Here is a 13,656-nt window from a genome sequence, read left to right on the forward strand (position 1 = left end):
CCAGAAACACATCAGTTTCTGGTGCTCGGTAGATTTGAGACGTGAGGCTCAAATCTAAGGTATGGAATCCCAAAGGGAGTCGCTGCCGTCCGTCCTCACCTAAGAAAAGTCTCTATAGAGGAATGAATATTCAGTTGAAACCAGCAAGCTTAGCTTGCTGGTTTTTATTTTCCAAGTGGCATGATATAATATACTAAGAATAGAGAAAGAGGCATGCTATGAACGAAATCAAGTGCCCCAACTGTGGGGAAGTCTTTACAGTCAATGAAAGTCAATACAGCGAACTCTTGTCACAGGTACGGACAGCGGAGTTTGACAAGGAAATTCATGAGCGGATTCGGCAAGAGTTGGCTTTAGCTGAGCAAAAGGCCCTTAATGAGCAGCAAGAGAAGTTAGCCAAGAAGGACCAAGAAATTGCCCAGTTACAAAACCAGATTCAACAGTTTGATACTGAAAAAGAATTGGCCAAAAAAGAGGTGGAGCAAACAGCTAGCCAAAGCCTGCTAGAGAAAGAAAAAGAAGTGCAAGCGCTGGAAAATCAGTTGGCTACCTTGCGCTTGGAGCATGAAAATCAGCTTCAAAAAACACTGTCTGATCTAGAGAAAGAAAGAGATCAGGTCAAAAATCAGCTCCTATTACAAGAAAAAGAAAATGAGCTTTCTCTGACTTCTGTTAAGCAAAACTACGAAGCCCAGCTTAAGGCGGCCAATGAACAGGTCGAGTTTTACAAGAACTTCAAGGCCCAACAGTCGACCAAGGCCATTGGGGAAAGTCTAGAACAGTATGCGGAGAGCGAGTTTAACAAGGTTCGTAGTTTCGCCTTTCCAAACGCTTATTTCGAAAAGGACAACAAGGTCTCTGCTCGTGGTTCTAAAGGGGACTTTATCTTCCGTGACTTTGATGAAAATGGGCTGGAATTCATTTCCATCATGTTTGAGATGAAGAATGAAGCCGACGGGACAGAGAAGAAGCATAAAAACGCTGATTTTTACAAGGAATTGGATAAGGATCGTCGAGAAAAGAACTGTGAGTATGCTGTATTAGTATCGATGTTAGAAGCCGATAATGACTACTTCAACACAGGGATTGTGGATGTCAGTCATGAGTATGATAAGATGTATGTCGTTCGTCCTCAGTTCTTTATCCAGTTGATTGGTCTCTTACGCAATGCGGCTCTTAACTCTCTTAAATACAAGCAGGAGTTATCGCTTATTCGTGAACAAAATATTGATATCACTCACTTTGAAGAGGACCTAGACGCCTTCAAGGTTGCCTTTGCTAAGAACTACAATTCAGCTTCGGTCAACTTCGGTAAGGCCATTGATGAAATCGACAAGGCCATCAAGCGGATGGAAGAAGTCAAGAAATTCTTGACCACATCAGAAAATCAACTCCGCCTTGCCAACAACAAGTTGGATGATGTTTCCGTTAAAAAATTGACTCGGAAGAATCCGACTATGAAAGCAAAGTTTGATGCCTTGAAGGGGGAATAATCTTTGTATTCAGCTAAGAACGCTACCTTGTCCATGAATGGGAAAACCATGGACTATGTGACATTTGGTAAAGGAAAGAAGCCTCTCGTTATCATACCAGGCTTGGGGGATGGGCCGCAGACGGTTAAAGGAAAGGCCCAACTCTTTTCCCTCTCTTATCGTCTACTTGCTAAGCATTATAAAATCTATGTTTTTTCTCGAATCAATGAGTTGAGGCAGGGCTATGCAACACGGGATATGGCAGCAGATGTAGCAGAAGCAATGGAGACACTAAACCTAGATGCCGCTTATGTCATAGGGATTTCACAAGGTGGAATGATTGCTCAATGGCTAGCTGCAGATTTTCCAGAAAGGGTTCAAAAGCTCATCCTAGCTGTGACAACAGCGAAGCCTAGTCAACTTGCTAGAGAGCGAATTGAGCATTGGCAAAAGCTTAGTCAATCTGGAACTTTTAGAGATCTCATGCTGGATATTGCAAAGCACTCCTACACGCAAAAGAGCTATCAAAAGTGGCGGTTGCTTTATAATATCATGGGTCGCTTGGGACGAATTAAGGATAAGAAACGAATTGCCATTCAATCTCAGTCTTGCCTGGAACATAATAGCCTTGAGGTCTTAAAGTACATTCATTGTCCGACCCTGATCCTTGGTGCCCTTGAAGATGATGTGATTGGTGTGAAGGGATCCAAGGAACTGGCAAAAGCGATTTCGGGTTGTCAGCTCCTTATTCTTAAGCATTCAGGTCATGCTCTGTATGAAGAAAATAAAGCATTTCAAGAGGCTGTCTGTGGATTTTTAAACTAAAAAAGCTGGAATTTTCCAGCTTTTTTATGTTAGTTAAATCGCAAAGAGATCGTTTAGGTTTTCTGCCATGGTTGGGTGGGTAAAGATTTGTTTTGCGATGTAAGTATAAGGAATCTTGTTGTCCATGGCCATGGTGATCAGGTTAATGAGTTCACCTGCGGCTTCCCCAAAGAGAGTTGCTCCAAGGATTTCTTTGGTTTCTGGATTGACTACGGCTTTGAAAGCACCTCGAAGGTCTGCATTGACATGGCCACGTGGCATGGCAGCAACTGGCAATTCTTTGACAGCCACTGGAAGTCCTTTGTCGCGTGCTTCTTGCTCAGTCAAGCCGACTTGGGCCAATGGAGGAGCAATGAAGAGTGTTGTCGCATAGTTTCCGCGTGTTTCGAGATTGTAGCTACCATCTCCTGTAAGGTAGTTGAAGACGATGCGGAAGTCATCGAGGGACATATAGGTGAACTGAGGACCACCATTGACATCCCCAACTGCAAATACACCAGGGACGCTGGTTTCCAAATGACGGTTGACTTGAATCGCTCCACGATCAGTAACTTGGATGTCTGTGTTCTCAAGACCAAGACCAGCTGTATTTGGCTTACGTCCTGTTGCGTAGAGAAGGACATCAAACTCGAAGTCTCCTTTATCGGTTACAAGGGTTAAACTAGCTTCACCATCTTTGATTTCTTGGGTATGAACGCCTTGCAAGAATTGAATGCCATCTTCTTCAAGGTAGCCTTTTGCAAGAGCTGCAATGCTTGGCTCGATCCGTGGCAAGAATGCTTCAGAAGCATCCAATACTGTTACTTGGCTACCCAAGGTATTGTAGAGATGGGCAAATTCCAATCCGATAGGTCCACCACCAAGGACGCCCAGGCGTTTTGGTAGGTTTTCCAGCCGTTGAATACCAGTTGAATCCACAGCAAATTTACTTTCAGCCAATCCTGGGATTGGAAGAATAGTTGGCACAGCACCAGTATTAATAATAATGGTTTCAGCTGTCAATTCTTCCTTTTCATCTCCAGCTTGAATTTCGATGACCTTGTTGGAAAGGAAACGAGCAGTCGCGTCGATGATGTCTACACCAGTTCCAGCAATGGTTGCGTAGTTCTTGCCATTGAGACGAGTAGTGACCGCATTTTTTTCATTCATGGCTTGTTCAAAATCCAAGCCTTTTTCTGCGGCAACAATCAAGGTCTTGGTGGGAATACAAGCTATATTGATACAAGTACCACCGTACATAGATTTGCTCTTTTCAATCAGAGCGACTTTTTTTCCTTGGCTTGATAATTTCGCTGCAAGTGTTTTACCAGCTTTACCAAATCCAATCACAATAACATCATACATTAACATATGTTACACCTTCTTTCGTTTTCTATTGTATCAAACCCATTTTAAAAAGTCTGAATTCTGCTACGGGATTTTTTGGAAGCTCATGGGAAGGGGGAAAGAGGGACAAGAAGCCTGCTTTCATGGTATAATAAGAGGTCGGTGACCGTCATGGTCACACATGAGTTAGAAAGAGCAAATCAGATGGACGGAATTATCAATGTAAAAAAAGAAGCGGGCATGACTTCGCATGATGTGGTCTTTAAACTGCGGAAAATCTTAGGCACCAAGAAGATTGGCCATGGAGGAACTTTGGATCCGGATGTGGTCGGGGTGCTTCCGATTGCCGTAGGAAAAGCGACCCGGATGGTTGAATTTATGCAGGATGAAGGTAAAATCTACGAGGGAGAAATCACTTTGGGCTTTTCTACCACGACGGAAGATGTTAGTGGAGAAGTAGTTGCTGAGACGCCGGTCTTGTCTCCTTTAGATGAAACCGTTGTAGATCAAGCGATTGCTAGTTTGACTGGAACCATTACTCAAGTTCCGCCCATGTACTCAGCTGTCAAGGTCAATGGGCGCAAACTCTATGAATATGCACGGGCAGGAGAAGAAGTGGAACGGCCTGTCCGACAGGTGACGATTTATGAATTCACGCGCACTAGTGAGATTAGCTATGAAGAAGGCCTGGCCCGTTTTCGCTTCCGGGTAAAATGCAGCAAGGGAACCTATATCCGGACCTTGTCGGTGGACCTTGGTCAAAAGTTGGGTTATGCGGCTCATATGTCCCACTTAACACGGACAAGTGCTGCCGGTTTGTCACTGGATGATGCCTTGACCCTGGAAGAGCTTGCTGAAAAGGTAACGCAAGGAGATTTGAGCTTCCTTCACCCACTTGAGATTGGGATCGGAGATCTGGAAAAAGTAGAGCTGACTGTAGAAGAGGTCGGTGAAGTCCAAGTGGGACGCTTTATTCCAGTTGAGAGCGAAGCCAGAGAGTTAGCTGCTTTTTACCAAGGGAAATTGGTAGCCATTTTGGAAAAAAGGGAAGAACTTTACAAACCTCGCAAGGTTTTTCTGACAGAAAGTGTGTTACAATAAATTTATGAATATTCGTTTGATAACTACTGCTAACCAGATCCACTTGGAGAGTGAGACCGTTTTGGTTCTAGGCTATTTTGATGGTCTGCATCTGGGGCACCAAAAACTTTTTAAAAAGGCACGTCAGATTGCGGATGAAAAGGGATTGAAGGTGGCTTTGTTAACCTTTCCTGAATCACCTAAGTTAGCCTTTGTTCGCTACCAACCAGAATTATTACTCCATTTGCAGAGCCCTGAGGATCGGTTCCAAAAACTAAAAGAACTAGGAGTAGATGAGCTCTTTCTTATCGATTTTACGACAGATTTTGCCTCTAAGACAGCGAAAGAATTTATTGATCAGTATGTTAGAGCTTTGAGAGCTCGAGTCTTAATTGCAGGATTTGATTACAGTTTTGGTTCGGATAAAAATAATGTCTCTAACTTATCCGCTTATTTTGATGGTCAGATCGAAGTCATTCCACCTGTATTGGATCAGGGCGAAAAAATTAGCTCGACCCGCATTCGTCAAGCTATTATAAAAGGGCGTGTCAAGGAAGCTGCTCGACTGCTAGGGGAGCCCTTATCCAGTCGTGGAATCGTGGTGCATGGGGATGCACGGGGAAGGACTATTGGTTACCCTACTGCAAATCTAGCACCGATTGACCGAACTTATCTGCCGTCTGATGGTGTCTATGTGGTTGATGTGTTATATAAGGGGCAGACTTACCGGGGGATGGCTTCTGTCGGTAAAAATGTAACTTTTGACGGGAAAGAGCTTCGTTTCGAGGCTAACCTCTTTGACTTTACTGGAGATATCTACGGGCATACTTTGACGATTCATTGGTTGGATAAGATCCGTGAGATGATTAAATTTGATACGATCGACCAGCTTGTGGCTCAATTAAAAGAGGATGAGGTGGTCGCACGAAACTGGAGAGAGGATTAGGAGAAGACCTAATCTTTTTCTATCTTTTCCAAATAAAAAAATGAAAGCAATTTCATATTTTTGAAGAAATGCAGAAAAATCTTAGAGAAATCAAAAAAGCGCTTTTCAAGCACCTATTTTTTTTGTATAATAGAGTTAGATAGTTATATATAAAAAAAGAAGTGAACCACATGATTACATTATTTTTATCACCGAGTTGTACATCATGTCGAAAAGCTCGGGCTTGGTTAAAAAAGCACGATGTTCCATTTAAAGAACACAATATTATGACAAGTCCTTTGAGCAAACAGGAGTTGACAAGTATATTGGCCTTGACCGAAAACGGAACAGACGACATTATTTCAACTCGTTCAAAAATTTTTCAAAAATTGGATGTTGATGTCGAAGAGCTATCGATTTCAGCCTTGATCCGTTTGATTGAGGAAAATCCTAGTCTCTTACGCAGACCCATTATTTTAGATAACAAACGCATGCAAATAGGTTTTAACGAAGATGAAATTCGGGCCTTCTTGCCACGGAGTTATCGCAAACAAGAGTTACGCTCTGCCACTCTAAGAGCAGAAATAAACTAAGAAGTATGTCGAATGCAAAAAAATTATAGTTACCCACTGGACTTATCGTGGAGCACTGAAGAGCTTGCTTCAGTGCTTTCTTTTTTCAATAAAGTCGAAGAAGCCTATGAAAGTAAGGTAGAGGCCAAAGAATATATGGAAGTCTACCGCGCTTTTAAGAAGGTCGTACCTAGTATCGGAGAAGAAAAGCGTCTCGGACGAGAGTTTGAAGAAGTGAGCGGTTATTCTCTCTATCGCGCGACCCAGGCTGCAAAGCAAAAAGAGGAAGGATGGTTTTCTCTTGAAGAATAAATTAGAGTTTGCTAAACAAATCGTCCTGGAGGCTGGAGAGTATTTACGTCTTCATCTCCATGATGCCTTGACAATTACCAAAAAGACAGGACCAACAGACCTGGTGACCCAGATGGACCAACAGGTTCAACAAAATTTGGTCGATAAAATCACAAATCGCTACCCAGATGATCGAATTTTTGCAGAAGAAGATGGTCTACGTTCACCGATTTCAGAAGGATCGGTTTGGGTGATCGATCCCATTGATGGAACCAATAATTTTGTGACCCAAAAGGAAGATTTTGCGGTGATGGTGGCTTATTTTGAAGAAGGAATTGGTCAGTTTGGCTTGATCTACGATGTTATGCGGGATCACCTTTTTTATGGGGGTGGGGAATTCCCGGTTTATCGCAATGAGTTTGAATTGACGCCTTTTGTGGACCAACCTCTGGAAAACTTTCTGATTGCTTCAAATGTCGGCATGCTTGAGAAAAATGACTGGGGCATGGCCGATCTTGGTATGGCTTCTCTTGGAATTCGAGTCTATGGTAGTGCCGGTATTAGTTTTGCAAAAATTCTCTCAGGTGGTGTTCTGGCTTATTTTAGTTACATCTGGCCTTGGGATTATGCAGCAGCAGCGATTATGGGCGAACGCTTAGGCTATACCGTTTTAAATCTAAATGGGGATAAACCCAATTACCAAACAGTAGAGCCCATTATGATGGTTCCAAAAGTGAAGTTAACAGAGATTCAAACCTATCTTAAGAAAGGGAGAAGTTAAATGAATTTTCCCAATGGTTTTAAAGAAAAATACCAGCATCTTCTAGGAGAGGATGCTGCTGCTTTTTTTGCGACCTTTGATCAAGAAGCAGTTTCGGCCTTTCGGACTAATCCTTTGAAAGAAGCGCAAAAAGTATTTGATAATCCGATTCCCAATACCCCTTGGGGCCATTATGGAAAGGTCTCAGGAAAATCCATTGAGCATGCAACGGGCTTGGTCTATTCGCAAGAGCCAGCAGCTCAGATAGTGGCCCAAGTTGCCCAGCCAAAGCCTGGGATGAAGGTCCTAGACTTAGCCGCAGCACCTGGTGGTAAGACGACGCAACTCTTGTCTTATTTGGACAATCAAGGACTCTTGGTCTCCAATGAAATCCACAAGGGGCGCTCGAAAATTCTTGTAGAGAATGTCGAACGCTTTGGTGCGCGAAATGTGCTAGTAACCAATGAGTCTGCCGATCGTCTGGCCAAAGTTTTCTCAGGCTTTTTTGATCTGATTGTACTAGACGCCCCTTGTTCAGGTGAGGGGATGTTCCGCAAGCAACCAGATGCCATGGACTATTGGTCTGTCAATTACCCTCGAGAGTGTAGTCTCCTTCAAAGAGAGATTCTAGAGGATGCCCTCAAGATGTTGGTTCCAGGAGGTTCCTTGGTTTATTCAACCTGTACCTGGGCTCCTGAGGAAAATGAAGAGATCGTATCCTGGCTTGTGGAAAACTATGATCTGGAGCTGGAAACGATTGAGAAGATCAATGGTATGGCAGAAGGCATCGACTATCCAGAAACCGCACGGATGTATCCTCATCTCTTTAAAGGGGAGGGCCAATTTGTCGCTCGCTTCCGCTATCTAGGAGAGAATCGACCTGCCAAAGTCCCTTCGAAGAAGGACCAATTATCTGCAGAACAAAAGAAATGGTGGCAGGAATTTGCTAAGAAACACTTGAAGATCACTCTAGAAGGTGTCCTCGAAACCTTTGGTGACGAGCTGTATTTGGTTCCTTTAGGTTTACCAGATTTGCGAAAAGTAAAAATCGCCCGAAATGGCTTGCACCTAGGGACCTTCAAGAAAAATCGATTTGAACCTAGTTTTGCCCTTGGTCTAGTATTGAGACCGAGTGAAGTCAAAGAGACAGTTTCGATCACGCCTGAGGACTTTGTTCATTATGTGGCGGGAGAGACGGTTGAATTGAGTGAAACGCATCCAAATGGATGGTACCAGGTCCTGGTCGAAGGCAATGGTTTGGGCTTTGCTAAAGTGACCGGACAGACCCTGAAAAATTTCTATCCAAAGGGGCTTCGTTTTAGGTAAAATGCTGGGCAAAGAACCCGTTCTATGATATAGTGGAAGTACAGTTTTTTTTGAAAAAAACTTGTCAAAATCATAAGTGAAATAGTGAAATATCAAGGAGACATGATTTGAAAAAGTCTAAAAAGCTGATCCTAGGACTAGCGACGATCGCATTAGCAGGAAGTTTATCTGCTTGTGCTTCTTGGATCAATCGCGGAGAATCCATCACTGCTGTTGGATCCACTGCCTTGCAACCCTTGGTTGAAGGAGTGGTAGATCGCTACATTGAAGAACATCCTGGTAAGATTGTGAATGTACAAGGAGGAGGTTCTGGTACAGGACTTTCACAAGTTCAATCAGGTGCTGTGGACATCGGTAATAGTGACCTGTTTGCAGAGGAAAAGTCTGGGATCGATGCCTCTAGTCTGGTCGATCATCAGGTAGCCGTAGCAGGGACAGCCATCATTGCCAATAAAAATATCTCGATCGACAATTTGACAACGGAGCAATTGCGAAAGATCTTTACAGGTGAATATACCAACTGGAAGCAGTTGGGTGGTCCAGATCTTGAGATCACGATTGTGAACCGTGCCGTAGGTTCTGGTAGTCGTGCTGTCTTTGATGCCATTATCATGGATGGCAAACAACCCAAACAGGCCCAAGAGCAAGACTCTAATGGAATGGTGAAAAATATCGTTTCTCAAACGCCAGGAGCCATCTCTTATCTAGCCTTTACCTACTTGGATAGCAGTGTCAAAACCATGAAGCTCAATGGTTATCAACCAACCAAAGCCAATGTCGTCAACAATAACTGGCCCATCTGGTCTTACGAACATATGTATACCAAGGGAAAACCCAATGACTTGTCTAAAAAATTCATTGACTACATGATGACGGATGAGGTTCAGCAAAAAGTTGTTGGCAAGATGGGTTATATTCCAATCAATGATATGAAAGTCACCCGTGATTTAAAAGGGAATGTGACAAAAAAATAAAAGAATTAGGTAAAAAATGAACGAAGTAGCAAAAAAAATGCTGACGAAATCAAAAAACTCCCGCCTAGAAAAATTTGGGAAAACCATTACCTTTCTATGTATGAGTTTGATTGTTGTCGTCGTTGCCATGATTTTGATTTTCGTGGCCCAAAAAGGTTTATCGACTTTCTTTGTTAATAAAGTCAATATCTTTAGTTTTCTATTTGGGAGCTCTTGGAATCCTGCTGCAAAGGAATTTGGAGCCCTACCCATGATTTTAGGTTCCTTTATTGTAACCTTGCTTTCTGCCATCTTGGCAACGCCGTTTGCCATTGGTGCAGCTGTTTTCATGACAGAAGTCTCCCCCAAAGGAGCTCGTTTCTTGCAACCAGCAATTGAGCTCTTAGTGGGGATTCCTTCCGTTGTTTATGGATTCATTGGTCTTCAAGTGGTCGTCCCATTTACGCGTAGTCTCTTTGGAGGGACTGGTTTTGGGATCCTCTCAGGGGTCTTTGTCCTCTTTGTTATGATCCTACCAACTGTTACCTTTATGACGACCGATAGCCTCCGAGCTGTACCCCGTCATTACCGGGAAGCTAGTATGGCCATGGGAGCGACCCGCTGGCAAACCATTTGGCATGTCACGCTCAAGGCAGCTCGCTCTGGAATCTTTACAGCGGTCGTCTTTGGAATGGCGCGTGCCTTTGGGGAAGCCTTGGCTATCCAGATGGTGGTCGGAAACTCGGCAGTGGTGCCAACCTCGCTCACCACACCAGCTTCCACCCTCACCTCTATTTTGACCATGGGAATCGGAAATACCGTCATGGGTACGGTCAATAACAATGTTCTTTGGTCACTCGCCTTGGTATTGCTCCTCATGAGTCTTGCCTTTAACAGTGTGATTAAACTGATTACGAAAGAAAGAGGTAAGAAGAACTATGCACGCTAAACGAATGGATAAAATTGCAACAGGAGTACTGTATGCTATTTCAGGGATCATCGTTGCGATTCTTGCCTCATTGATCCTTTATATCTTGGTCCGCGGCTTGCCCCATGTATCTTGGCACTTCTTGACTGGGAAATCTTCTTCTTACCAAGCAGGAGGAGGGATCGGAATTCAATTGTATAATTCCTTCTTCCTCTTAGTCATTACCTTGGTGATTTCCTTCCCACTTTCTCTTGGGGCTGGGATTTACCTTTCTGAGTACGCTAAAAAAGGGCGCTTGACCAATTTGGTTCGTACCTGTATTGAGATCTTGTCTTCCTTGCCATCTGTCGTTGTAGGTCTCTTTGGTTACTTGGTCTTTGTTGTGCAGTTCAAATATGGATTTTCGATCATTTCAGGGGCCTTGGCCTTGACCGTCTTTAACCTGCCACAGATGACCCGTAATATCGAAGATAGCTTGCAGCACGTCCATCATACGCAGCGCGAAGCAGGTCTAGCACTGGGCTTGTCTCGCTGGGAAACTGTGATCCATGTTGTGGTACCAGAAGCTCTTCCAAGTATTATCACTGGGGTCGTCTTAGCCTCAGGACGGATCTTTGGGGAAGCTGCTGCCTTGATCTATACTGCAGGTCAATCGGCTCCAGCCCTTGATTGGTCAAACTGGAATATCTTTAGTGTGACCAGTCCAATTTCGATCTTCCGTCAGGCTGAAACCTTGGCTGTCCATATCTGGAAGGTCAATAGTGAAGGAACCATTCCAGACTCAATCGAAGTCTCAGCCGGTTCTGCCGCCGTTCTTTTGATCTTTATCTTGATTTTTAACTTTGGAGCGCGCAAACTCGGAAGTTACCTCCATAAAAAACTAACATCTGCTTAAAGGAGAAGAAATGTCAAAATACAATTGGGATGAGAGACACATCATTACTTTTCCTGAAGAAAAGGTGGTCCTATCGACCAAAGATTTGCATGTCTATTATGGAACGAACGAGTCCATTAAAGGCGTCGACATGCAGTTTGAAAAGAATAAGATTACAGCCTTGATCGGTCCTTCAGGATCTGGGAAATCAACCTATCTTCGTAGTTTGAACCGGATGAATGATACCATCGATATTGCGCGTGTTACGGGTGAAATTTGGTATGAAGGAATCGATGTTAACCGTCCAGATATCAATGTTTATGAAATGCGCAAGCATATTGGGATGGTTTTCCAACGGCCCAATCCTTTTGCCAAATCAATATACAAAAATATCACCTTCCCGCATGAACGTGCTGGGGTGAAAGACAAGAAGATCTTGGACGAATTGGTCGAAACTTCTTTGAAACAGGCAGCCCTATGGGATCAGGTAAAAGATGATCTTCACAAATCAGCTCTGACACTTTCAGGTGGTCAACAACAACGACTTTGTATCGCGCGGGCTATCTCGGTGAAGCCAGACATTTTGCTCATGGATGAGCCAGCTTCAGCGCTTGATCCGATCGCAACAGCGCAATTAGAAGAAACCATGCTGGAGCTGAAGAAAGATTACACCATTGTCATCGTGACCCACAGTATGCAACAAGCAGCCCGTGCTAGTGATTATACCGGTTTCTTTTATCTTGGAAACCTCATCGAGTACGATAAGACTTCGAATATTTTCCAAAATGCGAAATTGCAATCGACCAACGATTATGTATCGGGTCACTTTGGATAAAGTAAAATGACAACAAAAAGGAAAATAGAATGACAGAACCAATTTTACAAGTCAAGGACTTGTCGGTTTATTACAATAAAAAGAAGGCTTTGAATAGTGTCTCTTTGGATTTTGCTCCAAAGGAGATTACAGCCTTGATTGGTCCTTCAGGATCAGGGAAATCTACCCTTTTAAAAGCCATTAACCGCATGGGAGACCTTAACCATGAGGTCACCACCACAGGGACCATCCTCTACAACGGTCACAATATCTACGGACCACGGACCGATACGGTCGAATTGCGTAAGGAAATCGGAATGGTCTTCCAACAGCCCAATCCTTTTCCAATGTCCATTTATGATAATGTGACTTATGGCTTGATGATTAATGGGGTCAAGGACAAGGCTGTCTTGGATGAAGCAGTTGAAACCTCTTTGAAACGCGCTTCCATCTGGGATGAAGTCAAGGATCGTCTGCATGATTCAGCTATCGGACTTTCTGGTGGTCAGCAGCAGCGGGTCTGTGTGGCGCGGGTCCTTGCGACCAGTCCAAAGATTATTCTTTTGGATGAACCAACTTCAGCGCTGGACCCAATTTCAGCTGGGAAAATTGAAGAAACCTTGTATGGACTAAAAGACCGCTACACCATGCTCTTGGTGACACGCTCCATGCAACAAGCAAGTCGGATTTCTGATAAAACAGCCTTTTTCTTGGATGGCGATTTGATTGAGTACAATGACACCAATGAAATGTTCTTAAACCCAGCTAAGAAAGAAACAGAAGACTATGTCTCTGGTAAATTTGGATAGGAAGAAAATAAAATGTTACGAGTTCAATTTGAAGAAGATTTAGAGAAGTTGCATAACCAGTTTTATGCAATGGGAAATGAAGTGTTGAGTCAGATCAACCGTACGGTCCGCGCTTTCGTGACCCATGACCGTGAATTGGCCCGCCAAGTTATCGAAGATGATGCGGAGATCAACGACTACGAAGTGAAATTAGAGCGTAAATCTTTTGAGATTATTGCCCTTCAACAGCCCGTTTCACAAGACCTTCGTGTCGTGATGACTGTCTTAAAAGCGGTCTCTGACTTAGAGCGGATGGGTGACCACGCAGTATCAATTGCCAAGGCGACGATTCGCATGAAAGGGGAAGTTCGCATCCAATCTGTTGAGGAAGAGATCAGCAAGATGGGCCGTGAAGTCAAAGATTTTGTCGAAGCGACACTAGATGTTTACCTCAAAGGCGATGTGGATTTGGCCTATGAAGTTGCGACACGAGACGAAGTCATCAACCATTACTTCGATAGCATCCAAGAATTAGCAACAGAAGAAATTCGGAAAAATCCTGAGTCCATCGTGACCGGACGGGATTATTTCCAAGTGATCAACTTCTTGGAACGCATCGGAGATTATGCAAAAAATATCTGTGAATGGGTGGTTTACTTTGAAACAGGTAAAATTATCGAAATGTAAGACCATGAAGTCTTTTAGATCTCAGACAGGCATTG

General features: G+C 43.6%; 15 protein-coding genes. 14 read left to right on the forward strand and 1 reads right to left on the reverse strand.

Annotation, left to right across the window (positions count from 1 at the left end):
- The first annotated feature begins 218 nt into the window (after positions 1–218).
- The gene (locus AB5Y61_RS04325; RefSeq protein ID WP_368403291.1) at positions 219–1,493 is read left to right on the forward strand and encodes a DUF2130 domain-containing protein; all 1,275 of its coding nucleotides are present in this window, start codon (positions 219–221) and stop codon (positions 1,491–1,493) included.
- A gap of 3 nt (positions 1,494–1,496) precedes the next feature.
- Entirely contained in the window at positions 1,497–2,297 is an 801-nt protein-coding gene (locus AB5Y61_RS04330) for an alpha/beta fold hydrolase (RefSeq protein WP_439145112.1), read from the forward strand.
- A gap of 33 nt (positions 2,298–2,330) precedes the next feature.
- Here AB5Y61_RS04330 and AB5Y61_RS04335 read toward each other — a convergent pair whose 3' ends face one another.
- Positions 2,331–3,647 (reverse strand): FAD-containing oxidoreductase, encoded by a 1,317-nt coding sequence (locus AB5Y61_RS04335; protein ID WP_368403292.1) that lies wholly within the window; start codon positions 3,645–3,647, stop codon positions 2,331–2,333.
- 180 nt (positions 3,648–3,827) lie between these two features.
- Between AB5Y61_RS04335 and truB the strand changes: the two genes are divergently transcribed.
- The 12 genes from truB (at position 3,828) to phoU (ending at position 13,621) form a co-directional block, all read left to right on the forward strand.
- On the forward strand, positions 3,828–4,724 hold the full coding sequence (gene truB / locus AB5Y61_RS04340; RefSeq protein WP_368403325.1) for a tRNA pseudouridine(55) synthase TruB: 897 nt from the start codon (positions 3,828–3,830) through the stop codon (positions 4,722–4,724).
- 4 nt (positions 4,725–4,728) lie between these two features.
- Complete coding sequence (locus tag AB5Y61_RS04345; RefSeq protein ID WP_368403293.1) at positions 4,729–5,649, forward strand: bifunctional riboflavin kinase/FAD synthetase; 921 nt, start codon at positions 4,729–4,731, stop codon at positions 5,647–5,649.
- Positions 5,650–5,819: 170 nt separating this feature from the next.
- Positions 5,820–6,221, forward strand: a complete 402-nt coding sequence (locus AB5Y61_RS04350; RefSeq protein WP_195189730.1) for a Spx/MgsR family RNA polymerase-binding regulatory protein — start codon at positions 5,820–5,822, stop codon at positions 6,219–6,221.
- Between the two features lie 12 nt (positions 6,222–6,233).
- Positions 6,234–6,512, forward strand: a complete 279-nt coding sequence (locus tag AB5Y61_RS04355) for a UPF0223 family protein (protein ID WP_288598793.1) — start codon at positions 6,234–6,236, stop codon at positions 6,510–6,512.
- On the forward strand, positions 6,502–7,272 hold the full coding sequence (locus tag AB5Y61_RS04360) for an inositol monophosphatase family protein (RefSeq protein WP_195189732.1): 771 nt from the start codon (positions 6,502–6,504) through the stop codon (positions 7,270–7,272). The genes AB5Y61_RS04355 and AB5Y61_RS04360 overlap by 11 nt, the downstream gene beginning before the upstream one ends.
- Positions 7,273–8,577 (forward strand): RsmF rRNA methyltransferase first C-terminal domain-containing protein, encoded by a 1,305-nt coding sequence (locus tag AB5Y61_RS04365; protein WP_368403294.1) that lies wholly within the window; start codon positions 7,273–7,275, stop codon positions 8,575–8,577.
- Between the two features lie 107 nt (positions 8,578–8,684).
- Positions 8,685–9,551 carry a phosphate ABC transporter substrate-binding protein PstS family protein gene (locus AB5Y61_RS04370; RefSeq protein ID WP_368403295.1) on the forward strand — a complete coding sequence of 289 codons (867 nt, stop codon included), beginning with the start codon at positions 8,685–8,687 and terminating at the stop codon, positions 9,549–9,551.
- A gap of 16 nt (positions 9,552–9,567) precedes the next feature.
- Positions 9,568–10,479 carry a phosphate ABC transporter permease subunit PstC gene (pstC, locus tag AB5Y61_RS04375; RefSeq protein WP_368403296.1) on the forward strand — a complete coding sequence of 304 codons (912 nt, stop codon included), beginning with the start codon at positions 9,568–9,570 and terminating at the stop codon, positions 10,477–10,479.
- Positions 10,469–11,353 (forward strand): phosphate ABC transporter permease PstA, encoded by an 885-nt coding sequence (gene pstA, locus AB5Y61_RS04380; RefSeq protein WP_003006597.1) that lies wholly within the window; start codon positions 10,469–10,471, stop codon positions 11,351–11,353. Before pstC ends, pstA begins: the two co-directional genes overlap by 11 nt.
- Positions 11,354–11,363: 10 nt before the next feature.
- Positions 11,364–12,167, forward strand: a complete 804-nt coding sequence (pstB, locus tag AB5Y61_RS04385; RefSeq protein ID WP_003006600.1) for a phosphate ABC transporter ATP-binding protein PstB — start codon at positions 11,364–11,366, stop codon at positions 12,165–12,167.
- Positions 12,168–12,196: 29 nt separating this feature from the next.
- Positions 12,197–12,955, forward strand: coding sequence for a phosphate ABC transporter ATP-binding protein PstB (pstB, locus tag AB5Y61_RS04390; protein ID WP_003003393.1), 759 nt, complete (start codon positions 12,197–12,199; stop codon positions 12,953–12,955).
- 12 nt (positions 12,956–12,967) lie between these two features.
- Entirely contained in the window at positions 12,968–13,621 is a 654-nt protein-coding gene (gene phoU / locus AB5Y61_RS04395) for a phosphate signaling complex protein PhoU (RefSeq protein WP_003003266.1), read from the forward strand.
- The last annotated feature ends 35 nt before the right edge of the window (positions 13,622–13,656 follow it).

Origin of the sequence: Streptococcus parasanguinis (assembly GCF_040908565.1) — a bacterium.
GTDB lineage: Bacteria > Bacillota > Bacilli > Lactobacillales > Streptococcaceae > Streptococcus > Streptococcus parasanguinis_AC.

Excerpts from the sequence above, each read along its gene's own strand:
- AB5Y61_RS04325 (WP_368403291.1), top strand. The coding sequence starts at position 219 with ATGAACGAAATCAAGTGCCCCAACTGTGGGGAAGTCTTTACAGTCAAT.
- AB5Y61_RS04335 (WP_368403292.1), bottom strand. The coding sequence starts at position 3,647 with ATGTTAATGTATGATGTTATTGTGATTGGATTTGGTAAAGCTGGTAAA.
- truB (WP_368403325.1), top strand. The coding sequence starts at position 3,828 with ATGGACGGAATTATCAATGTAAAAAAAGAAGCGGGCATGACTTCGCAT.
- AB5Y61_RS04345 (WP_368403293.1), top strand. The coding sequence starts at position 4,729 with ATGAATATTCGTTTGATAACTACTGCTAACCAGATCCACTTGGAGAGT.
- AB5Y61_RS04350 (WP_195189730.1), top strand. The coding sequence starts at position 5,820 with ATGATTACATTATTTTTATCACCGAGTTGTACATCATGTCGAAAAGCT.
- AB5Y61_RS04355 (WP_288598793.1), top strand. The coding sequence starts at position 6,234 with ATGCAAAAAAATTATAGTTACCCACTGGACTTATCGTGGAGCACTGAA.
- AB5Y61_RS04365 (WP_368403294.1), top strand. The coding sequence starts at position 7,273 with ATGAATTTTCCCAATGGTTTTAAAGAAAAATACCAGCATCTTCTAGGA.
- pstC (WP_368403296.1), top strand. The coding sequence starts at position 9,568 with ATGAACGAAGTAGCAAAAAAAATGCTGACGAAATCAAAAAACTCCCGC.
- pstA (WP_003006597.1), top strand. The coding sequence starts at position 10,469 with ATGCACGCTAAACGAATGGATAAAATTGCAACAGGAGTACTGTATGCT.
- pstB (WP_003006600.1), top strand. The coding sequence starts at position 11,364 with ATGTCAAAATACAATTGGGATGAGAGACACATCATTACTTTTCCTGAA.
- pstB (WP_003003393.1), top strand. The coding sequence starts at position 12,197 with ATGACAGAACCAATTTTACAAGTCAAGGACTTGTCGGTTTATTACAAT.
- phoU (WP_003003266.1), top strand. The coding sequence starts at position 12,968 with ATGTTACGAGTTCAATTTGAAGAAGATTTAGAGAAGTTGCATAACCAG.